The organism is Ktedonobacter sp. SOSP1-85, assembly GCF_016587415.1.
Classification (GTDB): Bacteria; Chloroflexota; Ktedonobacteria; order Ktedonobacterales; family Ktedonobacteraceae; genus Ktedonobacter.
In genome coordinates, this window is sequence record NZ_BNJI01000001.1 from 5,131,401 (window position 1) to 5,155,756 (window position 24,356).

The window sequence follows — 24,356 nt, forward strand, 5'->3', positions numbered from 1 at the left end:
TGGTACGAACAAATGTTATGACTCCAACTCAGTTATTCTCACTGTGCTGATTGCCAACAAGGTTTGCCTCAATCGATTCTATCAGTCAATCCGGCAAACTTTGCTGGCGAGTTATATGTAGCCTTCTTGCTTTTCAGAGGAGAGTGCAAGGCAGATCGCTCGTTGCCGGTTGAGATTCGAGAGCGCTGCCAGTGGAGGCAAAATCGGCGATGAAAGCCGCCAGGAGATCGCCATCCTCCTCATTGCGGAGGCGGGTTGCGACATCGTGAATAGCATTGAGCGCGTTCGCCAGGACGATCTCGACGCGCTGGTTGCCGCCGGTGTAGTGCTTGATCTCGGTGAAGACTGCCAGGTACTCCTCGAAGGAAGGCTGTCGGATTTTTAGTATGCCTGCCCGATTGTTGAAGTAATAGGTGTCCGGCTGCGATTGACGGCGTACCAGGCGTTCAAGCACGGCTTGTAGATACTTAATGCAGAGAATACCGGTTGTCGGGTCGTTGACTGCGGGTGAGAGCGCGCGCAGAGCGATATCTGCGAGTTGGCGAACGCCGAAGCGGATATCCTGGGCAATGTCGCGCTCGCGCTCGATGTAGATACAGTGCAGCAGCGTTTTCCGGAAGGCCTCATCGACGGCGTGTGCGGGCCAGATATGCGCGATGACCGTCTCCTCTGTCACGAAATCGCCGGGGCTGACGAGCAGGTGGACCTGGAGCCGAAGGAACTTGATATCCTGGAGCAGGTGCGTGAGTGAGATGCGCTGAATGTAACCGGCAAGGGGCGCGCGCAACTGGGCTGGTTTCTCGCTTGTATGCCAGGTCTGGATGAGGGAGAAGACTTCGTCTTCGTGCGGCTCATGCGACCAGTTAGGGGACGATGCATCGATAGCCTCCACCGTCTGTGTGGCGATGCGCGCGGCGATATCCGATACCTGGATGATCTGCCCGGTATGGTGAATAAAGACCAGCAGCAGAGCTAGACCGAGGAAACCCAGATTGATCCCGACGGTGATGCTGACCGCGGGAAGAAAGCCGGGATCAAACGGTGCGGGGTCGCGCACTGTCATAAGCACAATCAGCGAGTAGGCGAAAATGGCGAAGAAGCCCCCGCGACCACCTGCGTCACGCGGTCCTGAAGGAAGCTACGCAGCGCGCGTGGTGTATACTGACTGGAGAGCAGTTGCAGGACGACGATGGTGATGGAGAAGGTGAGGCCCGCGACCGTGATGAGCGAACCCGCAATAATCGAGAGAATCGTGCTGGCTTCGGCTGACCCACCACTGAAGAGCAGAGGCACGTTTTTGACCTGAAAAGTGTGGTCAAACATCAGGAGAAAGATTGCCAGAAACGGACCAAACAACGAGACAAGCGCGGGAACGAACCAGAATGAGTTCAGTAGCGCACGCATGGAGTCATCAAGCGTCTTTTTGACCTCATCAAACATGGAGACCTCGCTAAAGCTGGCTACCAGCCAGAGAAGGATAGACACTCCCACGACCCACAACAAACAAGGAGCGCCGATAGCCGACCAGACTTCCCGGCACTCCATCGAAATTATTTTTTTAAGCATTTTTTTCAAGACATATAATACCACATCTTTACGCCGCGTGGTACGACACATCGAGTGCCTGCTGAAAGATGGTGCGTTAAGCGGCGACGATCCACTACGCACCCTGATGAGACCCTGCCTTATGACGCTTAATGTCTGTGCACAGTCCTATTGGATAAAAACGGAGTACTCCTCTCCACCGAAAGTAGCAAGACCCTCAAATGGCTCATCCGCACTGCCCGTGCTCCATACGAGAGCGGCTTCCTGGGTGGAAGAGAGCTTGGTATCAATGGATAATGCGTGCGTAATAACCAAGTTCTCTGGCCTGAGGATCAACGTTCTCGGCCAGAGAACTTGGTTGGGTGCTTGTTGGGACTCTACAACTAGCCACGAAGAAAAGAAGCGTATCTCACCCGATTAGGGAGCGTGGTTTTCCCTTTGCTCTTGGGGAAGAATAATGCGCAAGTAAACGAAAGCCAGCGCGAGCAAAAGGACGCCAAAGAAGGCTCCGCCAACGCGCATCGAGGTGGGCGAGGATGAAGCAACAATGCTCCAACCAATACAATAGAGGCCGAAAAGCAAACTGAGAGATGGTGCGAAAAATCGACGCATAGCCATGCCCTTTCTCCTTGTGAAACATCATTGTTGTCTGCTGTGGTGTTTGCTACAAACGATCCAACGCTTTGGCAAAGCTTATCAAGATAGAAAACACTCCAATAACTACGGCCACAACCAGTACGTCAAGCATGCTCTTTCTCCTTTGGAAGAGTGAAGAAGAGGCAAAAAAGACCCTTCAGCAGTCTCTCTCGCTGAAGAAACGCTTCGGAAGGGGAACAAGGGGCACTGTGATTGTTCGCGATGTGGTCATCTCTCGGAATGGGGGAAATGTACCAGAACCGGTCATCTTTCGGAGTCCCTTCTTTTCTGCCTTTTCAAGACACAAAGACATCTGAAAACCGACCAGCCTTCCCGGTACACCTTTCTCCAGGCAAAAAGCTCGTGTATGCCTATGCTTCTGCCTATTGCTTCATAGCATAGTTCATGCTTCTCGAAAATGCAATCTGGCATTGTGTTTAAGACTGTCTACTTCCTTGTCTTCACAGTCTCATCATGCTATACTGATTGCCACAATCTATATTTATGTATTTCTGGAAAGCACCGGGAAGTCTGGTCGGTTACGGTGTCTTTGTACATTTCATCACCATGTGATGGATGCACAAAGGCGCAGCAACCTGATCGCTCTCGGTGCTTTTCTTTGTGGAAAAGTAGGGTCCATCACTTAACACACTACGTGGAAACGTCCTGTCGCCGTTGATATGATGCTTCTGCAAAATAATACTTTGCTCTGCACGAGCCGAAACCTTGGCTTAGAACAGGACGAACACTATGTTTCCTTTTAATATTCCTTCATCTTTGCCTGTGGCTCTTGGGCTGTTTTTCGTTTCACTTATCATCGTGATCGCCGCATCCACACGGTTTACACGCAAACTAGAGGAGTTATGTGTCGCATTCAATCTTTCAGTTGGTATGCTGAGCCTGTTGAGTGCTCTCGGAGCCAATATTCCAAATTATGTCGCTTCCGCCCTCGCGATTTTTGCTGGTCATGACGATGTTGGTATTGGCATCATCGTTGGCTCGAATATTTACAATCTTGCCATTATTCTCGGTCTCTGCACCTTCTTTACTCCTGAACGTGCTGGGATGACATTGAATACACAGGAGAAACGAGATATCCGCACGATTGTCCGTTATACCTTTGTGATTACGCTCCTTTCATTCGTGGTCATCGCCTGGCTTCCAGACGAACCAAGCCTGAGCACCATCCATACTACGCACATCGTCCTTCTATTGGCTGCCCTGGGGACACTGGGCATCTTTGGCGCATTCCTGCTTCACCTCATCAGGCGCCCACGTGGCGGTAAAGGAATATCTCTGCATCCTCATGATCATCCCAAACGGGAAGCGTCATGGTCGATACTTCGTCTAGGGAGTGAAATCATCTTTACTCTGGTCGTTGCATTGGGTGGGGTCCTGGTAATGGTCCAGTCAGGACAAACGATGACTGCCGATGTCCATATGCCCTCAGTTCTCGCAGGCTTGCTTGTGCTCGCTGTCGCCACATCATTGCCCAACACGGTCGTTGCCATTAGCCTCGTGCGTACTGGTGAAGCTGCAGCATGTATTGAAGAGGTTTGTAACAGTGGAAGTATTAATACCGCGCTGGGCATCGTCCTGCCGCTCGTATTTTTGTCAGGTTTCCTGGAGGACCGTTCCGTGCTCTCTTTGGATGCTCCGCTTACCCTGGTGCTCACCATAGGTGTATTCTTCTGGGTAGTGAGAGGCCGCATCAGTCGGATCGCGGGTGCCCTCCTGCTCGTGACGTATATGACCTGGGTGCTTCTCCGTTTGTGGATGTAGACGACATCTTGCTATTTTTCTCCCTTCTGCTCAGGGAGAAGTCAAGACGTTGATAGCAGAGGAACGTTAGGACGATCGTGAAGAACATGGGAAAGACGCTTTTTGCGAGGAGGAAGAGAGCAAAAGCGCAGACTATCGCGAGCAAAGACAAACAAATCACCATGAACCGTTTCTTTTCGTTTTGGACAACACATCTTTCATGGCTTTGCTGACTTTGTTGGCCCGGTTGTTCTTCTTGAACATCTGTCATGGTGATATCCTTCTTGCCGAGATCTCCTGCTTTCTGAAGAACAGACTGTGATAGTTCCTACTATAGCGCACAGATGATCAAAAGATTGTCAAGAAAAGACCTACGGAGGTAAGAGGTCACTCAGAAGCTTTCGGTGTAGAGTATTTGCATGAAATACATGTTTTGTGGAATAACAGCGGACTCTTCTGACAGAGCTTCCGCCTTTCCTCTTTCCTCTCATAGAAGGAACGGAACTCTTGGTGGCTAGAAATCCACTATCGTTTCCGCTGTCCACTCAATAGTGTTGAGATCGAGAAACGTACATCTCACTCTTGGCGTGTTTCCAAGCTGAATTGCACTGAGCATAGAGGGGTTTACCCGCGGCTGAAGACTATCAAGGATTCTCTGCCACCAACAAGTAACTGTTGCTTTCCTGCTACATATTAGGAAGACTTTGTGGTGTCTTGGCATAAGCATGTACAAAAAGGCGCAGCTCTCGCTTATGAGAACCACGCCCATGGATGCGGGAGAGTGCAGGTGGGTGCCTGTATGGTATACAGGCGCCCACCTACGTAATTAGGAATTTAGCTTGTCCAGGTCGAGATTGAGTTGCAGGACATTGACATGGGGCTCGCCGAAGATCAGGAGGAAGCGCCCCTGAATATTATCATCAACAAGCTTCTTGACGACGTCCTCGCTCAGGCCGCGCTCGCGCGCGATGCGTGGGACCTGGAAGTAGGCTCCAGCGGGCGTAATATCAGGGTCCAGGCCCGAGGCCGAGGTCGTGACCAGGTCAACGGGAACTGGCACGCCTGGATTCTCCTTCTGCAGCTCCTGTGTGCGCTGCTGGATAGCATCTTGCAAGTTCTTATTGGTTGGTCCCAGGTTAGAGCCAGCCGAGTTCGCGGCGTTATAGGGTTGGGCCTTACTGCCATCATCTGACAGCGTTGCCGAGGGGCGACCGTGGAAGTACTTTGGCAGTGTCCACTCCTGGCCGATCAGGTCGGAGCCTACAAGCTGTCCATTCACATAGTGCATGCTGCCATTGGCCTGGTAGGGAAAGAGCAACTGGGCCAGGCCTGTCACGATACCAGGGTAGATCAGACCCGTCACGATTGTGAGCACAATCGTGATAGCGATGGCGGGCCGGAGCACTTTAATAACGGTTTTCATAGCGTAACCTTTTCTCCTCCTAAAGCGTCAGGTGCAAGGCGACCAGGATCAGGTCGATCAATTTGATGCCGATGAACGGGATGATGATGCCACCAACACCGTAGATCAGCAGGTTACGGCGCAGAAGAGGACCGGCACCAATCGGGCGGAACTTCACACCACGCAGAGCCAGGGGAACGAGCGCGATAATGATGATCGCGTTAAAGATGACTGCCGAGAGTACTGCGCTATGCGGAGTGGCTAGCCCCATGATATTGAGTGCATTCAATTGTGGATAGGTCACGGCGAAGGCGGCGGGAATGATCGCGAAGTACTTGGCCACGTCGTTGGCGATGCTGAAAGTCGTCAGCGCACCACGAGTGATCAGCAATTGCTTGCCAACCTCTACGACTTCGATCAGCTTGGTGGGATTGGAATCCAGGTCGACCATGTTCGCGGCCTCTTTCGCGGCCTGCGTGCCTGTATTCATCGCCACGCCGACATCGGCCTGGGCCAGGGCGGGCGCGTCATTGGTGCCGTCACCAGTCATGGCAACCATACGACCACCGACCTGCTGCTCGCGGATGAGCTTCATCTTGGTCTCAGGCGTGGCCTGGGCCAGGAAGTCATCGACGCCCGCTTCTTTGGCGATTGCCGCCGCGGTGAGGGGGTTGTCACCAGTGATCATGATGGTGCGGATACCCATAGAACGCAGTTGGTCGAAGCGCTCGCGCATGCCGCTCTTGACGATGTCCTTGAGCTCAATGACGCCAAGGATGCGTGCCCGGCCACCGCGAGTCTCGGCGACCACCAGGGGCGTGCTACCAGCCTTCGCGATGGAGGAGACTAGCTCGTCCAGCTCGGCGCTGCTCACGCCACCGTTCTCTTCAACATAGGCTTTGACGGCGTCGCCCGCGCCCTTACGGATGGCGAACATGTTTCCATTCAGATCCACGCCGCTCATGCGCGTCTGCGCGGTGAAGGGGATGAAGGTTGCGCCTTGAACATTCTCTGGGGAGAGGCCATACCGCTCCTGCGCCAGCTTGACAATCGAGCGACCTTCCGGTGTCTCGTCAGAAAGGCTGGAGAGGAGGGCCGCATGCGCCAGGTCGCGCTCATCGACACCAGCGACGGGAACAAAGCGGCTCGCCATACGGTTGCCCAGCGTGATGGTGCCAGTTTTATCCAGCAGGAGCACATCGACGTCGCCAGCCGCTTCAACGGCGCGACCGCTCATTGCCAGCACATTGCGCTGCACCATGCGGTCCATACCCGCGATACCGATGGCCGAGAGCAGGCCACCGATGGTGGTAGGAATGAGACAGACCAGCAGGGCGATCAGGGTCGTTACGGAGACCGCCACCCCAGAATAGATGGCGAAGGGTTCGAGCGAGACACAGACCAGGACGAAGATAATCGTCAGGCTAGCTAGCAGAATGTTCAGCGCGATCTCGTTCGGCGTCTTCTGGCGTTTGGCGCCCTCAACCAGGGCGATCATGCGATCCAGGAAGGTCTCACCGGGGTTGGCGCTGATCTGCATGACGATCCAGTCCGAGAGGACGCGCGTGCCGCCGGTCACGGCGCTGCGGTCGCCACCACTCTCGCGAACCACGGGGGCGGACTCACCGGTGATGGCAGACTCATCGATAGAGGCCACGCCCTCGATCACATCGCCATCACCAGGGATGACATCGCCGGCCTCGACCAGTACATAGTCACCCTTGCGCAGGTCGGGGGCCTGGACCTCTTCATAGGTCGAGTTGCGCTCACTCGATTTGAGACGTTTGGCGATAGTGGTCTTGCGCGTACGGCGAAGCGTATCCGCCTGGGCCTTGCCGCGACCCTCGGCCATGGCTTCAGCGAAGTTGGCGAAGAGGACGGTAAACCAGAGCCAGATCGCCACCGCGAAGACAAACCAGGTCTCCGCCGTGAGCTGATCGCTTGTAAACGAGCTGGTTGGCGTGGTAAAGAGGAGCAGGCGTACAAACTCAAGGGTCGTAATGACGCTGCCGACCTCAACCACGAACATGACCGGATTTTTGAGCTGCCAGCGTGGATCGAGTTTTTTGAATGAATCGAGCGTGGCGCGGCGGATGATCGCGGGATCAAAGATCGAGCGGTCCCCCTTGCGGCGCGATTTGACAGGTTTTGTCTCTAGCGCGCTCTGCTCTTGCATATCTGATGGATCTTGATTTGTCTGAATGCTCATGTTCTTAGAATGCCTTTCCCGACAGCATCAGCAGATGCTCCACAATCGGTCCCAGCGAGTAGGCGGGGAAGTAGGTCAGGGCGCCAACGATCAGGATAACCCCAATGAGCAGGGACACAAAGAGCGGTCCCGTCGTGGGGAAGGTACCTGCACCTGCGGGTACGACCCTCTTCTGTACCAGGGAGCCAGCCAGGGCCATGACCGGGATGACGAAAGCGAAACGGCCAATAATCATGGAGAAAGCAAGAGTCCAGTTATAGAAGGGCGTATTGACGGTAAGGCCACCAAATGCTGAACCATTGTTGCCGTGCGCCGATGTATAGGCGTAGAGAATCTCCGAGAGTCCGTGTGGACCAGGATTGAGAATCGAGTTTGTGCCAACCGGAAGAACACTCGCGACCGCCGAGAAGAGCAGGATACCAGCGGGTAGGATCAGGATGGCGAGCGAGGCCATCTTCATCTCCTTCTGCTCGATCTTCTTGCCCAGGAATTCGGGGGTGCGACCCACCATCAGGCCCGCGATAAAGACCGCGAGAATAGCGAAGATCAGCATACCATAGAGGCCGGAGCCGACACCACCAAAGATGATTTCACCCAGAGCAATATTGGCCAGGGGGATCATACCGCCCAGCGGGGTAAAGCTATCATGCCAGGCATTGATGGCACCACAGGAGGCGTCAGTCGTGATGACCGCGAAGAGCGAGGACTGCGTGATGCCGAAGCGTACCTCTTTGCCCTCCATATTGCCGCCCGCCTGAGTCGCGGAGACACTCTGATCGACGCCCAGGTTATTCCAGGCGGGATTGCCAGCCTGCTCGGCGGGCAGGGCCACAGCAACACCAGCCAGGAAGAGCACGAGCATGGCCGCGAAGAGCGCCCAGCCCTGGCGGGTATTTTTGACCATTTTGCCAAACTGGTAGGTCAGGCCCGCGCCGATGGCGAAGATGGCAAGCGTCTCCATCAGTTCGGTGGCAGCATTGGGGTTTTCAAAGGGATGGGCCGAGTTGGCGTTAAAGAAGCCGCCACCGTTCGTTCCGAACTCTTTGATAAACTCCTGCGAGGCCACGGGACCCTGCGCGATGGTTTGAATGGCACCGTTGAGTGTATGTACGGTTGTATAGGCGTTGAAGTTCTGCACCACGCCCTGGGAAACCAGGACCAGCGCGCCAATGGTGCAGATTGGCAGCAGCAGGTACAGGGTGCAGCGGGTGACATCGACCCAGAAGTTCCCCAGGTGTCGCGCGCTTCTGCGAGACAGACCGCGAATAAACGCGACTGCCAGGGAGATACCGACCGCGGCCGAGGTAAAGTTGTGGAAGGCCAGACCCATCATCTGAGTCAGGTAGCTCATCGTCGTCTCGCCAGCGTAGGCCTGCCAGTTGGTGTTACTGGAGAATGAGACCGCTGTATTGAAGGCCAGCGCAGGTTCCACGGGGCCCATGCCCTGCGGATTGAGCGGCAACCACTGCTGAACGCGTTGCTGGATATACAGGAGCAGGATGACGACGATAGTAAACACAATCATGGAGACGGTATAGCCGATCCAGGTCTGCTCCTCATCCTCCCTGGTGCCATAGATTTTATAGAAAAAACGCTCTACCGGGACAAATACCGGCGAGAGCCAGGTTCGTTCGCCGGCAAATATCTTGGTCATATATAGGCCCATAGGCTTGGTAATGAGGATGAGTATTACCACATAGACCAGGACCTGCAAAACACTATTTGATGTTACAGGCATCTGTGTTCCCTCAACATCTTGCGACTAAAATTTCTCTGGTGCGAGCAATGCCACCACGAGATAGACAACGATAGCCAATGAGACAATCCCCACGAGGATATATTCAAGAGGGGTATTCATAGTTCATGCCTCCTTACAACTTGTCACAGGCGATAGTAAAGCCTATGAGCAGCAAGAAACTTGCAATGGTCACGACAACAATGATGAGATCGAGCATAGAAATCCTCCCTTCTGGCGAAGCGCTCGCTCCCCTGGGGTTGAGCCTAAATGATCTTACGCGGTGGAGAGGGGCTGCGGATCGCGGCTTGTGACGCGAAGCGTAACAAGGTCTCCATGGGAAAGGGTTTGGGCAAGTAGGCGAGAAGTTGGAACTCCGTGAGGCGTTCTAGACTAACGCGTACGGCGGAGAGCACGACAACAGGCATGACCTGGCGCAGCCCCTCAGTGATGCAGGCTGGCAGAAAGCCTTCTCGTGACGCAATCCGCAAAACCTCCCATCCAGTGTGACCGGGTAGATCGATATCGAGAAAGATAAGGTCGAAGGTGTTATCACGGAGAAACTCAAGTGCTGTAAGCCCATCATGGGCCATATCGACGCGATAGTGGCGCGCCTGAAGATTGCGACCAATAACCTCGCTTAAGACGGCATCGTCTTCAACCAGCAGAATATGTGTTTGAGCGTTTTGCATGGAACGGACTCCTTTTGCTTCTCCTCCTCTCCCTCCCCTTTCGTTGTAAGTATAGGCAAGAACATATCAATGTGCGTTCCGGGTCCAGTCGTGTATTCTAAAAAAATTCTCATCGAAACGGCACATATCTGGTTTAAGGCTAGCTTGCTCCCTGTTCGTCGTCGAAGCGATAGCCAACGCCGGGCGTAGTGAGGATAAAGCGGGGGTGATCTGGGTCTGGCTCAATCTTTTGTCGTAGCTGTGCGACATGAACATGAAGGCTATGGAGCTTACCCTTGCCCTGTGCCCCCCAGATCTGCTCCTGAAGCATGTCGCGTGTGAGAAGCTTGCCGCGATGGGTAAGGAAGACCTTCAGCAGATCGTACTCGGTTGGCGTGAGCTTTATCTCTGTTTCCCCCACCCAGACCCGGCGCTGGGCAAAATCAACCTTGAGCAGGCCAATCTCGAGCCTGGGTGCAGTACCGGCCTGGATGCGGGCCAGGTGGCGCAAGGCGACTTGGATGCGTGCAATAACTTCACCCATCCCGAACGGTTTAGCGATATAGTCATCGGCTCCCAGGTCGAGTGCCTGGACCTTATCGCGCTCCTGGTCTTTGACGGAGAGCACGATAATGGGGACATTTGACTCCTCGCGTATGCGACGGCAGACCTCTAGCCCGCTGATGGTTGGTAGCATCAGATCGAGCAAAATCAGGTCTGGTCGCTGCTGAAACACTGTTTTGAGAGCCTCTTCGCCATTGCGTGCGGTCAGAACACGATAGCCGTGCGCGGTCAGCCCGCGCGAGAGGGCGCGGATAATCTCTATTTCATCATCGATGATTAATATATAGGCCCCTTGCTTATGCATACTTGACTCCTTTAGTGTTCAAATGGTCGCAGGGGAAGCGCGATAAAGAATTGAGCGCCCCCTGCGGGCGTGATTCTACCCAGATGCGCCCCTCGTGCGCCTCAATCAGGCCTTTGCAGACAGCCAGGCCCAGGCCTGAGCCGGGCGTTGAGGTATCACTGGTTCCGGGCTGTTTGTGGTGTAGCACTCGATAAAATTTATCAAAGATCTGTTTCTGTTCAGCCTGTGGAATGCCGGGGCCGCGATCCGCGACGCTGATGAACATCTCATGCTCCTGTGGCAGGACGGTCACGTCGATAGGGGTGCCAGGAGGAGTGTAGCGAACAGCGTTCTCAAGGAGATTGGTGAGAACCTGATCGAGGTGTAGGTAATCCAGCTCCACTGGGGGCAGTTCGCGCGGCCCATGGAGCTGAACGCTACGCCCTTCGAAGAGTGAGGAGAGCCGATCAAGGACATCCTGAATCAGGGCGCGCACCTGGTACCACTCTTTCTCGGGCTTGAGCGCGCCCTCCTCGATGCGCGACATATCAAGCAGATTCCCAACCAGGCGGTTCAAGCGGTCGGCTTCGCGCTCGATGGAGCTGGCGATACTGTGCTGGGCCGCCTCTTCCCAGTGAATATCCTGCTCTAAGAGGGTGCTGGCAGAGGCTTTGATGACAGTGAGGGGCGTGCGCAAGTCATGTGAGACGGAGGAGAGGAGGGCCGCGCGCAGAGTATCGGTCTGTTGTAGCACCTCAAGGTGCAGATTCTCTTTTTGCAGGCGCGAGCGCTCTATAAGTAAGGCCGCCTGGTCCAGGAATGCCCAGAAGAACGCATTATGAGGATATTTGTGGGTATCTATACGTGCCTCCTGAGAGAAATCAAAGTGTTCTGCCTGTCCTCCCTTTTTGTGTATGTGCAGGCGCAGGACGCCGATTGCTTTAGCTCCAATGATGAGCGGCAGCCAGTAGCACGTGTGGTAGATAGCGTGTTCATAGGCGCGCTGATGGTGTGTGCTGGCGTGTTCGATGGTTTCCAGGCTTTGCCCGTGCTTGATGACCCAGGTTGCGTGCGTCAACTCGCCTGGCAATAAGGGTGAGGGTTGGTCCTGGCTTGCGCATACCTGCACCTGCAATGTCCCCTGAGCATCTGGTTGGATAATCTCGCAGTCCTGAACGCCCCAGGAGGTGAAGACATCAACAATGGCGCGTGCGATCACCTTAAGTTGTAGCTCGGGGTGCCCCTCCTGGTTAATTAGACGCACAAGATTGTAGAGGATACGCGTTTCATACTCTTTGCGCGCGATCCGCAGGCTCTGCTGGCGCAACGTGGTGGTGAGATGTCCAGTAAGTAAACCGCTAATGAGCAAGACAAAGAGTGCTATCCATTCTTCCGTACGATAAACCGTAAAGGTATAGACTGGTGGAATGACAAAGAAATTAAAGGAGAGAAAAGCCAGAAGCGAGGCCAGCGTTGCCGTATAGCGTCCACGCCAGGTTGCCAGGGACAGGACTGCAAGCAGGTAGATACTGGAGATATTGGGAATGCGTGGATAAAGATGAAATAAGGCAATGAGAGTAGTAATTAGCATTACGCCCGCAACGGCAAAAAGAGTATCGAGGAGATACGCGGTCCAGGTACGCTGTTGCTCCTCAACCAGGGGTGTTATTTGATCTATGCCATACATGCCAGGTTAACCTTTCAGGGAGTGCTAAGTGCTGTCAGCGAGGCGTAAGTTGTTTAACATGAACTGGTCGCCGAGGGCAGAGCATACCCAAATATCCATGTTAGAGAAAGTATAGGCCAGGAACGCTCAATGATTTCTGTGGAAAAGGAACTCTTTATCTCAAGAATTGTTCAAGATTTTGCCATGTATGCATGGACTGCGAGGTCTGCAGACCGATACTCAGACGATGGGAAGGTCGCTGCGCTCGGAGGCCAAGCAATCTCGGGCCTTTTGCGGTTACCCTACGGAAGCGAGATGCGTGTTTAGAGAGCAGGTGATAAGCACACTTGCTCTCTTCGCTTGCTCAAGCATTGGAGGACGTGCTATGCCACACGATGAAAGACAGATATGGGATCTCTGGATGCCTGGTGCTGGAGCGCAAGGGCTGCCCTTTGCGCGTGGGCGCTGTGATAAGACCGAGTTTATGCTGGTACATGCGGCGCCATTCTCCCTCTCAGTTGATGTCTGGAGTGACCAGGGGGACCTGCTGGCGCGGGGAAGAAATCTGGAGCGTCACGCCGCAAGGACACCGATCACCAGGCTTCAACTTCAGGAAGGGCAGGTCGTGCGCGAGGAGATCTGGCCGACCGAGACAGCCTATGGCCTACCAGTGATCTTGCCAGGAGGCGAAATTGGAATTTTACGCGCCTGGTGGAACGCCCCCGATCACCAGGAATGGCGTTGGAGCGTTGAGTTTTATAACCATCAATAGATGCTTGCCTGAATATCCTTCGCAAGGCTGGCATTGTACAGGAAGAGTATCTCACATATGCAGAATCGAGTCATCTGAGTAAGGTGTGTGGAAAAATTGGGCGTTGCTCAATTTTTCCACATGCACCTTATCCCTGAGCGCCGCAGGCGCGAAGAAGTAAGATGACTTTTGTCAGGGGGGGAGTGAATCAAGTGGAGAATTTGCCGATTAGGACGCAGTGGTCGCTACCGCGCGAGGTGCAATCGGTATCGAGGCTGAGAGGTTTGACCTTGGGTGTGACAAACATGTAGTCGATACGCAAGAAGGCCCAGTACTGGTTGAGTCTGCGAATGCCCCATGAGTGACCACTGCCTTTGCCAACGAGCAGGTGCGTATCCTGCAGCCCGGCAGAGAGATCTTGATAGGCGGGTTCGCGATCAGTCGTATTCATATCACCCAGCAGGAGCAACCGCTCGCCATGCTGAATGAAGGGTTGCAAGAACTGGTGGAGTGCCTTGACCTGGCTATCGCGCCGCTGGGGACAGAAGAGACAGCCATATACCGTGTTGATGGATGAGATGGGGTGTGCGTTGACCACGAGCAGCGTTTGTCCATGCCCTAAATCCAGGCGCGCCCAGAGAATACGAGGAATATCCCAGACTGCGCGTGAGCCATCCGGGGCCGTGACCTGCCCATGATCCAGAATGGGAAGGGTACTGAGCAGGACCTCGCCAGGCGGTGCCTCTCCCGAGCCATAGAGGTGATAAGGATACTGCCGTAAGATATCCTGAGCCTCATCGATTCCGTTCCAGTCCGCCTCTTGCAGGGCGATAAGGTCGGGATGGTGCGTGTTGATCAGTTGGCGCACATAGCCGCCCCGTGTGTTGTCGCCTAGGAAGTTCCAGGTCATGGCGGTAATAGTTCGTCCTCCTTCGATGCTTTGAGCGTTGCCAGCACCCAGGCGTGGCGAGAAGCAGAGACCGAAGAGGATGACACCAATGGCAAAGGCAATGCGTAGCAGCGCGGTAAAACGTAGAAACAAGAAGGGAACGAGGAGCGCGAGGGGCGCAAAGAGATAGGGCGCAAAGATTCCTGCCAGCGCGAGCAGACCCACGCGCTGAGGAGCAATGGCATGACTTATCAGAAAGATCAAGACGAGCAATACATAGAGAGATGCTCCTATTGTCAGCACCTTGAAGCGTTGTTTCTGCCAGAGACGTACAAACCAGTTGTCTGCCACTGTTTTCTTATCCTCGCTTTACGACATTAAAGGTCTTTTTATTGTAGCACAACCACTTCTGCCTGGTAGAAGTTATTCTTGTTTAACGCGCTCAACAATGCCTTTCACTCTGGACCCACAGGCCAGGAGGGAACCCAGGCCATCAGTATGCCTGTCTGCTTGGCTTGCTTTATGTCGGCAGTGTAAGCGGGTGGGCCTGGAGAAAGTGCCAGATCAGATCTGTCGCGCTGGCATATCTCTGCCCCTGTTCGTCGACAAAGCTGCCTTTGGGCCAGGTATGCTGACCGTCAGTGATGCGGTAGTGCATGACTACCGTGCGGGCGCGGCATGACATCCATTGCTCGCCCAGGACGTCGCCCTGCTGAAAAATTGGCGTGGGTGTGGGCTGGCAGCCATCTCTCTCGACCCATTGGGAGAGCCAGGTGTGGATGGGAGGCTCTTGATCATTGGCGCTGTTGCCGTTATAAGGGACGATGTGATCTCCCGTGCCATGGAACTCTAGTAGAGAGATTGGGCGTTGTGGGGTACAGCCGCCCGCGACGGGATGCATGCCTCCCGAAACAATCGCCACGGCCGCGATGCGGTTAGCGAGCTTGCATGCGAGGATATTGGTGAGCGAGCCTCCATTAGAAAAGCCCGTGGCATAGATACGATGGGGATCGATACAGAGTGTTTGCTCCAGGTGTCCAATCAAGTCGTTTACAAAGCGCACGTCATCGACATGGGGATAGTTACGCGGCCCTGTGTCCCATCCGCGCAGATGGTCGGGGCCAATGCTACCCTGGGGATAGGCCACGACAAAGTTTTTTTGCTCCGCTAGCGTAGAGAGGCCGCTGATGCGCTCTTGCATGAGAGCATTGCCGCTATGTCCATGAAAACTCAAAACCAATGGATATTTGAGCGTGCTGCGATAGGTATGGGGAATATGTAAACGATATTGGCGGGAGCGTCCTCCCGAGAGCAGGGTCTCATTGACGCTGGTTGCAGGTGGAGGTGTGAAGGGCGCGCCGCAGCCATACCCAGAGAGGACAGCGACCTGGGCTGTGGTGCTGACCGCCTGCGCTTTTTCCGCCGTACCACAGCCTGTCAGTATACAAAGTAAGATAGCGATGAGTCCATATGATCCATATTTGAGCGAGCTGCCCGTAAAACGAAAGAAGCGCACGGTTTTTTTCTCGATTTCGCTGGGTTAACGATCTTTTGCGATTGATAGGCGCTCCCAGGCTCTCCTGGGGACGTTTGCCAACCAGGACGGCAATGGTTGGGATCTTCCAACCAGGCGGCTAAATACTGGCGTCTGGGTAAAGGCAATACTGATCAGGGCCGAGCTTCCGGCGGTAAAGGCCCAGGTCAAAAAGACGCGAAGCACGACGGGCCAGGTGGCTGGCATAGCGGGTACGAGCCAGCTCATGGCCGCCGCCAGAATCAGCGCGTGAATCAGGTAGACGCCAAAGGAGGCATCTGAGAGCATATGCCAGAGTGTATACCAGCGTGGGCGCTCACCTGGACGGCGCCGAGCTGGATTAGCCCAGCGGGATGCCAACCAGAAGGCACCTATGATGATGGCCGCGCTATAGGGTACCATGATGGGTTGTAGTACCGAGATAGCCAGCCCCATTTCTTCATGCAAGAACTGAAGCTGTGCATAGAACCCTAGCCAGAGCATACCCAGCGCCAGTAGCATACCACAGACAATCCACCGCCCGTGGCGTAACAAGAAGGCGCGAATAGACTGGAAGTGCAACGCGGTGATGCCGCCGAGCACAAAGTAGAACTGGTACATCAGGGCTATGTGCTCTTGATAGAGCCAGAGCGTATGCCAGGGTTCAACCTGGTTAAGAGTTCCCATCTGAATATACCCGAAGTCCAGGGAGAAGACAAGGACCTGCACAAGGAAACTGATGCCCAGAACCTGCCAGGGATAGGCCCTGACCTGCTTTAGAAACCAGAGGAAAAGCGGGAGCAACAGGTAAAACTGGATCGTGAGCAGGATGTAATACAGCTGATATGAGGCGCTCCCGGTCAGGATCGCGCTCGGGCTTTCTTGCAGTAGTTGGAGCAAGGATTGGGGGTGCTTGTTGACCCAGACATAAACGATGCTCCAGAGGCAGTATGGCAGCAGCACACCTATGCCGCGTTTCTTCCAGAAGCGGATAAACGAGAAGCCTTGTCCCTGAGCGAAGCGGTCGTAGTAGACATAGGTCATTGCGAATGCCGTCACGAACATGAACAGCGCCCGTGTGAAATGCAGGGAAGAGAGCACGGCATTTTGTAGCTGTACTCCCATCGCGCTTGTATTGAGAAACGTGGTGAAGGAGACAACGTGTACAGCAACGACGATGAGTGCGGTAATGGCCCGCAACGGATCTAGCTCATAGATGTGAGGTTTACGCGTCGTGTGTTGTTGCGCTACGCCTGCCTGATTTGTTGCTTCCCTTTGTTCCTGTCTAGCAGGCGTTAACGTTTGCCCCACAGGTCATGGTCTCCTCTCGTAGCTTGAGTTGTTGACGGTCAACCTTCCCCATTCGATTTTTGGGCAAGGCGTCGAGAATGATCAGGTCAACCGGAGTCTTGGGTGGTCTGAGGTGGCGCCTGACATGGGTCCAGAGATCTTCTTCTAGCTGCCTGGTTTGGGGTTCATTCAGCGCCAGGTAGGCCACGACCTCTTCACCATAGATGGGGTGTGGACGCCCTACGGCTACGCTCTCGCGAACCGCTGGATGGGCCTGCAATACCTCCTCAATCTCGCGTGGCGCGATGTTTTCGCCACCGCGATTAATGACCGCCCTCAAACGGCCAACCAGAAAGAGATAGCCATCTCTATCCAGGTAGCCGAGATCGCCAGTGCGGAACCAGTTCGCCACAAAGGCCTCCTGTCCGGTATCCCCATAGTAAGCCTGAATGACGTTGGGTCCCTGGATGCAGACTTCACCAACCTCCCCTGGCGCGACATCGTGTAGACGCCTCTCTTGCGTTGTGGGTTTACAGATGCGTAGCGAGACGCCTGCAGGGCGCCCTGCCGAGCCGGGTTTGTGGAATTCTGGTGGCAGGGGATTGGCCACGATCGTGCTTGCCGCCTCGGAGAGGCCATAGGTCTCGATGACTGGCACACCGATGTACTCCTCGAAACGTGCGAGGTGGGCCGCCGGTAGAGGGGCCGAACCGGTACGTACAAAGCGTAGCGTCGAGGGCAGCAGCGGTGGAGAATCACCCTCCAGGAGAATAGCGATCATGGCCGGGACCAGGCTAGCCCAGGTAATATCCTGCTGTTCGAGCCAGGTCCAGAACTGGCGCCGACTGAAGCGCCTGGCGATGACCAGGCTGGCCCCCGCTAGCAGGGAGGCGCACAGGCTAACTACAGGAGCATTGATGTGGAAAAATGGGAGCGGTGTCAGGCCACGATCCTGTGGCCCTAGGCGGTGCACTAGACGTACCTGGTCCGCCGTCCAGGCGACCTGCTGCTCAGTCAGTACAACCCCTTTGGGTTCTCCCGTGGTTCCCGATGTCATGATGCATATGCGCCCCTCCTGCGGAGGTGTCGGGAGCCGGTTGGGCCTGGCGAGAGGCTGTGTGAGCCAGGCTTCACACTCCTCTCGCGTTACGACGCGGGTGCCACTGGCCTCAAATTGCGCTCTATGGCTTGCTTGCTCCACGAACACGATATCAGGATGAAACATCTCTGTCGCACGCGCAATATCGCGCTCGGAGAGATCGGGGGCCAGGGGCAGCAGGACATGACCGCCCGCGAAGGCGCTTAGCCAGACAAGCGCGTTGAGGATGCTATTCTGAAATTGTAAGAAGATGGTCTGGGGCGAACTGCCCAGGTGCTGGCATAGGCATTGCACGGCCTGTGTGGACTGCTGATAGGTGAAACTTTGCCCTGTCTCAATCTCAGTGAGAAAGATGTGTTCAGGCCTGTGCTGTGTCCAGTAGTGTAAACGGGTATAGAAGGTGCTCATAAATGTTCCTCATCCCTCGCGATATGACGCTCCTTGTCGTTGAATGGTTTGTTCAGGCGATGCGCCGTTCATCTTCAATGATCACGGCCTGTTCCAGAGTTTTTCCACGCGTTTCATGTCCAAGGAAGGCGACGGCCAGGACCCCTACCAGGGCCACCGTGGCCAGGAAGATATACGATCCCGCGATCCCGCCGCCAGCGATGATAAAGGCCATGATAAAGGGCGCCAGCGCTCCCCCAAAGAGGCGTCCCACGCATTCAAAGCCGCTGATGCCAAGCGCGCGTATGCTGGTTGGATACTGCTCAGCGCCGTAGATCTTAATGCCTGGATCGACGCCGATGCCAAAGAACGACATGAGCGCGCCAAAGGCGAGCGAGAGAAGCACGGTATGGGAGAAACCAAAACCGATAGCGCTCACCGCCGCGATAAGCGTGAAGACGATCAGGGTCTTCTTGCGTCCCCAGCGTTCCAGGGCGTAAGCCACAGCGTACTTGCCAGGAATAGAGGCAATGACAATGAAACTGGTATAGAGGAAAGCATTATCCAGACCATATCCTTGCTTCACCAGGACGGTTGGTGTGTAGGTTTGAATGGCATAGAAGATGAATAGGATGCAGGCGAAAGAGACCCACATCATCAGCGTACGCTTAAGGTAGGGCCTACGCAGGAAGGCAAGCGGAGAGGCGCTCTCCTCGGAAGATGCCAGGACACTGCTCCGGGGCATTGGCAGAGGTTTCTGGAGACGCTGTTCGATGGAGGTTTCCAGGTGATGCACAATGCCGTCCGCCTCGCTGTTTCTGCCCCGAATTTGTAGCCAGCGTGGAGATTCCGGCATCCATTTCAGCAAGGCGGGGACATACAGGAGTGGAAGACCACCAAGGAGGAAGAGAAAGCGCCAGCTCTGGCCACTGGTAAACCATGAGTTTGCCAGGAAGCCGAGCAACGGCGCGGCAAAGTAGCCCACTGAGAGAAAGGAATCCAGAATTCCAGTCATCAGGCCACGCTTGTGACCGGGCGTAAACTCAGCGGCCATCGCATACGGAATGGGGAAGATCGCGCCCATGCCAAAGCCTGCCACAAATCTCAGGAGTAGCAAGAGAGGAATATTGGGGGTAAAGGCGCATAGCAGAGAGAAGAAAGCATACCAGGCGGTTCCCAGGGCCAGCATATGCTTGCGCCCAATCCGGTCAGTAAGCCAGCCTGCCGGGAGAATGGCGACGACAATTCCCAGCGTGGACGCAGTCGCCAGCCAGCCTACGGTAAATGTATCAAGGTGAAATTGCTTCGTTATAGTGGGGAGAACAGTGCCAATAATGCCGATATCATATGATTCTAACAGCCAGGAGAGACCTGCCAGAAATAGAATACTCCAGATTTCCCGACTCAGTGGCAAGCGGTCAATGCGTGCAGCAATGTTTTGACGCTGGATACCCGGCGTGGAGACTTCCATGAAACAAACTCCTATTCATCCTACGACACCCTTTTTGTATTGAATTTATTCAATGCAAACTGCCTATCTCTATCTTCGATCTCCTTTAAGAGTAGCCCATAAAATTAAAGAAAGATTAAAAAGAGTTTGTAAATTTCCTCAATTTATTTTTTGGATGGGGGCAAATGGGACACTTTGTCTCTCGAACGGGTGAATCTTTGACGGAAAGAGGGAGGAGCATGTGGCGCGGGCAATTACCCGCGCCACATGCTCCTCCCTCTTTCCCTGTGCGCCGCAGGCGCACAAGCAGACGCTTAGGAAACTCAGGCTTTTTTCTTGATGGGGATATAGATCTCTACTTTGGTGGCATCGTAGTAGAGTTCGTAATCGGCTTTGCCCTCGGCGAACTCGTAGCCGGACTCAGGGAACCAGGTGGTCATGATGTATTTCCATGTCCCCTGAATGGCATCCGAGAATTCCGGCCCTATGTTCTCAACTGGAGGCACGGTGAAGACGGCATAGTTTGCCTCGGGCACTTCGCCGCGAAACATGTCTGCTGGGACGCCATCATAGTTCTCCACCTCGACGGCGATGACATACGAGAACTCGCCGGTGACGCTGTCGGGCGGATAGCAGATGCCCAGCTCATTGTGATGCACGACGGGGAACGTTTTATGGAGCGTGGCGAACTTCTCCGGGGTCATGGCTGACCAGAAGGCCGGAATCTCCTGCAAATTTTTGCCCTCAAGACATGTCGTTTTGAGTTCATAGCCCGCGACTTTAGCTGCGGGTTTGCTGATAATCTTTGGTTCCACAACGATTCCTCCTGCGATATTGTATTCCTGAAAAAGGAGCAAATTTACTTTTTGGGGAAGTTGCCCTGAGACATGGCTGCGGTACTGTTCGGGAGAACAGCCATATGTCTTACGGAACGCTTTGGCGAAGCCATTGTAGGTATCAAAGCCATACTCCATGGCGATATCGAGGATACGCTTGCCACGTATGAGTTCGGCGGCGGCATATGCCAGGCGTCTGCGCCTGATATATTCCACCACTGGTACACCGACATAGGCGTTAAACACGCGATAGTAGTGGTAGGTAGAGAACCCCGCGATCCGGGCCAGCTCGTCGACCGTAATACAGGCGCGCAGATGCTCCTCAATATAATCAATACTCCTCTGGATGCACATCCGGTAGTCCATGGCGTTCCTCCTCCTCGTGATCACTACCCCAAGTATAGCAGGCGAAAATCCGTTCTAGTGGTCCATTCTTGCGCTGTTCTTCATCGTTGCCGCCTTTGGCTCGGTCGAAAAGAATAACCTCATAACAAAAACTCTATAGTAAGGGAGGCTATCATGCAAATCGCATCGCCAGCATCGGGTCAAGGCCTTGCGCGCTATGAGACGCTGGATATTCACATGCAGGCCATTGAATGTGTAATACAGGTCATGCATTCCCACATGCATGAGGACCTGGCGCTGGAAGACCTGGCTTCGGTTGCCTGCCTGAGTCCCTATCACTTTAACCGGGTTTTTCGCCGCCTGATCGGAATCCCGCCAGTGGAATTCCTCTCAGCTCTGCGCTTTCAAGCGGCCAGGCGCTTACTGTTGACCACCTCGCTCAGCGTGACCGATATTTGTTTCGAAGTTGGCTATAGCAGTATGGGTTCTTTCACAACGCGTTTTACTCAACTAGTGGGCCTGTCTCCTCGCCTCTTGCGTCAACGCGCGCATGAATTTGAGCCGCCCTTTATAGAAGAACCGGTAGAAGCAGCGGCGAAGCGTTTCTCAGGGAATTCTGATGTGCGGATGAAAAACACGATCCGGGGATGGATCAGTGCTCCTGCATCTTTTCAAGGTACGATCTACGTTGGTCTCTTTACCAGCCCCATTCCTCAGGGGGCGCCTGTGCGTTGCACGAAGCTGCACGCAGCAGGTACATATGCACTGCATGGGGTTATCGACGGGGTGTATTACCTGCGTTCCGCCGCGTTTCCGCAGGCTGCGGATCTCCGGGCCTGCCTGCTCCCAGGCGAGAAGATCTTGCTCGGCAGTAATATGTCCCCGCTTGTTGTGCAGGGCGGCCTTGTGTCTGGTAGCGCCGACCTGGTCCTACATCCCCCGCGCCTGACTGATCCGCCTCTCGTCATGGGCTTACCCTTGTTGTAGTTGATGGCGTGTGAGCCTTGGCAAATCCTGTCCGAAAAGTTGTATAATCTTGTAAAAAGATATATTGCTTGCAAATCGCTACGATGCGATGTCATCGAAAAGGATTTCCGCCTATGCACGTGCTACGGCAACTGTTGAGTAGTAGCTCGCTGCTGGCTCTTTTATGTTGCGTACTCCTTCTAGTGGGCTGCGCACCAGAGAATACGCCCACTTCGATGAATACGGGAAGCACTCAGCCAGCACAGATTGTCTCAGCCAACTGGGAACGTATACCACTGCCTGGCCCATTGCTTGCTTACATGGTGGCTTCCAGTGACCCCAATACGCTCTATATCTGCACTGGTAGTGCCGCAGCTCCAGGCCCTATTGTCCTGTGGAAGAAGAGTCGCGATGAGGGGCAGTGGAGGCGTATCAGCCTTTCAGGAGCTACTGGCACTGGTTGCTCTTTCGCAAGTACGGCGACTCAGTCAGCACAGATCGCGGTCATGATTACCAATACTATTGAGAAACAACGCGCCTGCGATCAAAATATGCTCTTTCTAAGTAGTGACGATGGAGCTAGCTGGGAGCGTGTTCCCCATACCTCCATCGCGCCCATGGGAAAAGGGGCAGACTTTTGCCAGATTGCAGCCACTGAAGGGCATCTCTACTGGTGGTATTCATATAGTCTGCCTGAGCACAGTCCCCAGGTAAGCATATTGGAACGTTCCGATGATCATCGCACCTGGACGCGTGCGGATAGCGCCCTGGGGCAGGAAGCTTTCTTCTCGCCACCCCAGGTGATAGATGATAGGAAGAATCTGGCGACTATCGTGACCCATCTCTCTTCTCTCTCCGGGTCTTCGCGCTCCATCCTATGGGTGAGCCATAATGCGGGCAATTCCTGGCAGCCTCAGGCAGCCTTGCCCGAGCAGGTTGGCACCTTTTTACTAGCTGCGCCAGCGCAAGAGCCATCCCAGGCGACTCCTCTCTATGTCCTGGCCCATGAGCAACTTCCATCTCACCTGTATCAGACGCAGATCTATCAGAGCGAGAATGAGAGTGAGTGGGCGCAATTGCCCGCCCTGCCTGTGCTGGGAAGAAGTAGTGAGCGCTCCGGACTGCTCCAGGTGCTGACGGTTACCAGCGACGGGCGTCTGCTTGCCTTTGGCGCCGATCCCCAGAATGGAATAACAAAGCCAGCCTTGCAACAGCCAGTGGCAAGCTTCAGACTGTGGATATGGAATCCACATTTAGCAAGCTGGCAGGTGCTTTCAAGTCCATTACGCTATACCGCCAACGAGGGGTGTGGTCTCTGTTGGAGCGCCAGCATCGCCAGCAGTTCGAGTAGCAGGGCCTATCTCTATGCCCACTACTGGGGGGATGGGAATAGCCTCTTCCGCATCCATGTTCCTGATGCTACATAAAGCGTCTGATTTCTTCGCGTCTAAGACGTATGGCTGTGTTGAGAGATGTGTGGATTGGCTCTGACTTTGCCCTTGTGGGTCTCGGCCACCTTTCCTGCTCTGCTTGCTGAAAATTATACAGTGAAACAGAGAAATACTAATAGGGAGAGATACGATGCCAGAGGAGACATCACCCAGAGCATGCAAGATGATAAGCGAGAGTCTTATCAACTACTCATTATTAGAGATCATCCATCACGTTATGGGCAATGGGCTTGCGGCAATTTCGGGGTACACTCAACTTCTCGAACGAGTTGCGAATAGTGAACCGCAGGAGATTTCACCAGATAGAGGATGGGAGCAACAAAAGCAACGCTGTGTGGCCTATTTACAAGCAATGCATTCTGCAGAGATGCGACTTAACGCCTTTCTATCCCAGCTTCGTGACTTATCTGCCAATCTGGATAAAGAGCATTTTTCTGCGCGTTTTGTGAAAAATAATTTGAGCTTGTTAGTAGAGGAGATCACAAATCAGCTGAGGCCACTCTACGAGAGAGACGTTTGGCATCTAGAGCTGTCGGCTACACCTTGCTATATTATGTGTGACTCGCAGTGGCTAACCTTTGCGTTAGAACATATTCTCATGCATCTAACTACTAACCATGCCAGGACGATTCCAGTAGATGTCAAGGTCATGCTGTGTCAGGATGCCGCTTACGCTCTTCACGAGGCCAGAGTAGCCATTCATATACATGACACTTTGATGGCTCGAAGGTCAAAGTCGACTGAATTGTTTGAAGTATGGTCTCAGACGCTTGATGAAAGAGACCAGAATATCTGTACGGCACTCTGTTATAGGATAATTCGAGAGCATGGAGGACACCTGTGGAGTGAGCAAGACTCGAGCGAGCAAGAGATCATTTATGTGTCATTCCCATTGGCAGAATGAGAG

Annotated in this window: 19 protein-coding genes and 1 pseudogene; 5 read left to right on the forward strand and 15 right to left on the reverse strand. The window is 54.2% G+C overall.

Annotation, left to right across the window (positions count from 1 at the left end; genetic code table 11):
• Positions 1-133: 133 nt before the first annotated feature.
• Positions 134-1,617, reverse strand: a pseudogene (locus KTE_RS49685) (DUF2254 domain-containing protein).
• A 345-nt stretch (positions 1,618-1,962) separates the two neighbouring features.
• On the reverse strand, positions 1,963-2,163 hold the full coding sequence (locus KTE_RS21420) for a hypothetical protein (RefSeq protein WP_201368905.1): 201 nt from the start codon (positions 2,161-2,163) through the stop codon (positions 1,963-1,965).
• 768 nt (positions 2,164-2,931) lie between these two features.
• On the opposite strand from KTE_RS21420, the gene KTE_RS21425 reads away from it, so the two are divergent.
• A complete protein-coding gene (locus KTE_RS21425) occupies positions 2,932-3,963 on the forward strand; it encodes a sodium:calcium antiporter (RefSeq protein ID WP_201368904.1) in 1,032 nt (343 codons plus the stop codon).
• An 805-nt stretch (positions 3,964-4,768) separates the two neighbouring features.
• Here the strand turns inward: KTE_RS21425 and kdpC are convergent.
• From kdpC to KTE_RS21460, 7 genes are all read right to left on the reverse strand, one after another.
• The gene (gene kdpC, locus KTE_RS21430; protein ID WP_201368903.1) at positions 4,769-5,365 is read right to left on the reverse strand and encodes a potassium-transporting ATPase subunit KdpC; all 597 of its coding nucleotides are present in this window, start codon (positions 5,363-5,365) and stop codon (positions 4,769-4,771) included.
• Between the two features lie 19 nt (positions 5,366-5,384).
• The gene (gene kdpB / locus KTE_RS21435) at positions 5,385-7,520 is read right to left on the reverse strand and encodes a potassium-transporting ATPase subunit KdpB (RefSeq protein WP_374226820.1); all 2,136 of its coding nucleotides are present in this window, start codon (positions 7,518-7,520) and stop codon (positions 5,385-5,387) included.
• Positions 7,521-7,557: 37 nt separating this feature from the next.
• Positions 7,558-9,291: a potassium-transporting ATPase subunit KdpA gene (kdpA, locus tag KTE_RS21440; protein ID WP_201384464.1), complete on the reverse strand. Its 1,734-nt coding sequence runs from the start codon at positions 9,289-9,291 to the stop codon at positions 7,558-7,560.
• Positions 9,292-9,315: 24 nt separating this feature from the next.
• A complete protein-coding gene (locus KTE_RS21445) occupies positions 9,316-9,411 on the reverse strand; it encodes a potassium-transporting ATPase subunit F (RefSeq protein WP_201368902.1) in 96 nt (31 codons plus the stop codon).
• 143 nt (positions 9,412-9,554) lie between these two features.
• Entirely contained in the window at positions 9,555-9,980 is a 426-nt protein-coding gene (locus KTE_RS21450; protein WP_201384466.1) for a response regulator transcription factor, read from the reverse strand.
• 139 nt (positions 9,981-10,119) lie between these two features.
• A complete protein-coding gene (locus KTE_RS21455) occupies positions 10,120-10,827 on the reverse strand; it encodes a response regulator transcription factor (protein ID WP_201384468.1) in 708 nt (235 codons plus the stop codon).
• Entirely contained in the window at positions 10,820-12,493 is a 1,674-nt protein-coding gene (locus KTE_RS21460; RefSeq protein WP_201384469.1) for an ATP-binding protein, read from the reverse strand. Before KTE_RS21460 ends, KTE_RS21455 begins: the two co-directional genes overlap by 8 nt.
• A 364-nt stretch (positions 12,494-12,857) precedes the next feature.
• Between KTE_RS21460 and KTE_RS21465 the strand changes: the two genes are divergently transcribed.
• A complete protein-coding gene (locus tag KTE_RS21465) occupies positions 12,858-13,244 on the forward strand; it encodes a hypothetical protein (protein ID WP_201384470.1) in 387 nt (128 codons plus the stop codon).
• A gap of 187 nt (positions 13,245-13,431) precedes the next feature.
• Here KTE_RS21465 and KTE_RS21470 read toward each other — a convergent pair whose 3' ends face one another.
• The 6 genes from KTE_RS21470 to KTE_RS21495 form a co-directional block, all read right to left on the reverse strand.
• Positions 13,432-14,463, reverse strand: coding sequence for an endonuclease/exonuclease/phosphatase family protein (locus KTE_RS21470; protein ID WP_201384471.1), 1,032 nt, complete (start codon positions 14,461-14,463; stop codon positions 13,432-13,434).
• A 169-nt stretch (positions 14,464-14,632) separates the two neighbouring features.
• Complete coding sequence (locus KTE_RS21475; protein ID WP_201384472.1) at positions 14,633-15,628, reverse strand: PHB depolymerase family esterase; 996 nt, start codon at positions 15,626-15,628, stop codon at positions 14,633-14,635.
• A gap of 24 nt (positions 15,629-15,652) precedes the next feature.
• A complete protein-coding gene (locus tag KTE_RS21480) occupies positions 15,653-16,936 on the reverse strand; it encodes an acyltransferase (RefSeq protein WP_201384473.1) in 1,284 nt (427 codons plus the stop codon).
• On the reverse strand, positions 16,911-18,422 hold the full coding sequence (locus KTE_RS21485; RefSeq protein ID WP_201384474.1) for an AMP-binding protein: 1,512 nt from the start codon (positions 18,420-18,422) through the stop codon (positions 16,911-16,913). Before KTE_RS21485 ends, KTE_RS21480 begins: the two co-directional genes overlap by 26 nt.
• A gap of 52 nt (positions 18,423-18,474) precedes the next feature.
• Entirely contained in the window at positions 18,475-19,872 is a 1,398-nt protein-coding gene (locus tag KTE_RS21490) for an MFS transporter (protein ID WP_201384475.1), read from the reverse strand.
• A 302-nt stretch (positions 19,873-20,174) separates the two neighbouring features.
• Positions 20,175-21,053 carry an AraC family transcriptional regulator gene (locus KTE_RS21495; protein WP_201384476.1) on the reverse strand — a complete coding sequence of 293 codons (879 nt, stop codon included), beginning with the start codon at positions 21,051-21,053 and terminating at the stop codon, positions 20,175-20,177.
• Positions 21,054-21,206: 153 nt separating this feature from the next.
• On the opposite strand from KTE_RS21495, the gene KTE_RS21500 reads away from it, so the two are divergent.
• The 3 genes from KTE_RS21500 (at position 21,207) to KTE_RS21510 (ending at position 24,353) form a co-directional block, all read left to right on the forward strand.
• A complete protein-coding gene (locus KTE_RS21500) occupies positions 21,207-22,019 on the forward strand; it encodes a helix-turn-helix domain-containing protein (protein WP_201384477.1) in 813 nt (270 codons plus the stop codon).
• A 113-nt stretch (positions 22,020-22,132) separates the two neighbouring features.
• Positions 22,133-23,425, forward strand: a complete 1,293-nt coding sequence (locus KTE_RS21505; protein WP_201384478.1) for a hypothetical protein — start codon at positions 22,133-22,135, stop codon at positions 23,423-23,425.
• Positions 23,426-23,579: 154 nt separating this feature from the next.
• Positions 23,580-24,353 carry a HAMP domain-containing sensor histidine kinase gene (locus KTE_RS21510; RefSeq protein ID WP_201384479.1) on the forward strand — a complete coding sequence of 258 codons (774 nt, stop codon included), beginning with the start codon at positions 23,580-23,582 and terminating at the stop codon, positions 24,351-24,353.
• Positions 24,354-24,356 lie beyond the last annotated feature (3 nt).

Excerpts from the sequence above, each read along its gene's own strand:
- KTE_RS21420 (WP_201368905.1), bottom strand. The coding sequence starts at position 2,163 with ATGGCTATGCGTCGATTTTTCGCACCATCTCTCAGTTTGCTTTTCGGC.
- KTE_RS21425 (WP_201368904.1), top strand. The coding sequence starts at position 2,932 with ATGTTTCCTTTTAATATTCCTTCATCTTTGCCTGTGGCTCTTGGGCTG.
- kdpC (WP_201368903.1), bottom strand. The coding sequence starts at position 5,365 with ATGAAAACCGTTATTAAAGTGCTCCGGCCCGCCATCGCTATCACGATT.
- kdpB (WP_374226820.1), bottom strand. The coding sequence starts at position 7,520 with ATGCAAGAGCAGAGCGCGCTAGAGACAAAACCTGTCAAATCGCGCCGC.
- kdpA (WP_201384464.1), bottom strand. The coding sequence starts at position 9,291 with ATGCCTGTAACATCAAATAGTGTTTTGCAGGTCCTGGTCTATGTGGTA.
- KTE_RS21445 (WP_201368902.1), bottom strand. The coding sequence starts at position 9,411 with ATGAATACCCCTCTTGAATATATCCTCGTGGGGATTGTCTCATTGGCT.
- KTE_RS21450 (WP_201384466.1), bottom strand. The coding sequence starts at position 9,980 with ATGCAAAACGCTCAAACACATATTCTGCTGGTTGAAGACGATGCCGTC.
- KTE_RS21455 (WP_201384468.1), bottom strand. The coding sequence starts at position 10,827 with ATGCATAAGCAAGGGGCCTATATATTAATCATCGATGATGAAATAGAG.
- KTE_RS21460 (WP_201384469.1), bottom strand. The coding sequence starts at position 12,493 with ATGTATGGCATAGATCAAATAACACCCCTGGTTGAGGAGCAACAGCGT.
- KTE_RS21465 (WP_201384470.1), top strand. The coding sequence starts at position 12,858 with ATGCCACACGATGAAAGACAGATATGGGATCTCTGGATGCCTGGTGCT.
- KTE_RS21485 (WP_201384474.1), bottom strand. The coding sequence starts at position 18,422 with ATGAGCACCTTCTATACCCGTTTACACTACTGGACACAGCACAGGCCT.
- KTE_RS21490 (WP_201384475.1), bottom strand. The coding sequence starts at position 19,872 with ATGGAAGTCTCCACGCCGGGTATCCAGCGTCAAAACATTGCTGCACGC.
- KTE_RS21495 (WP_201384476.1), bottom strand. The coding sequence starts at position 21,053 with ATGGACTACCGGATGTGCATCCAGAGGAGTATTGATTATATTGAGGAG.
- KTE_RS21500 (WP_201384477.1), top strand. The coding sequence starts at position 21,207 with ATGCAAATCGCATCGCCAGCATCGGGTCAAGGCCTTGCGCGCTATGAG.
- KTE_RS21505 (WP_201384478.1), top strand. The coding sequence starts at position 22,133 with ATGCACGTGCTACGGCAACTGTTGAGTAGTAGCTCGCTGCTGGCTCTT.
- KTE_RS21510 (WP_201384479.1), top strand. The coding sequence starts at position 23,580 with ATGCCAGAGGAGACATCACCCAGAGCATGCAAGATGATAAGCGAGAGT.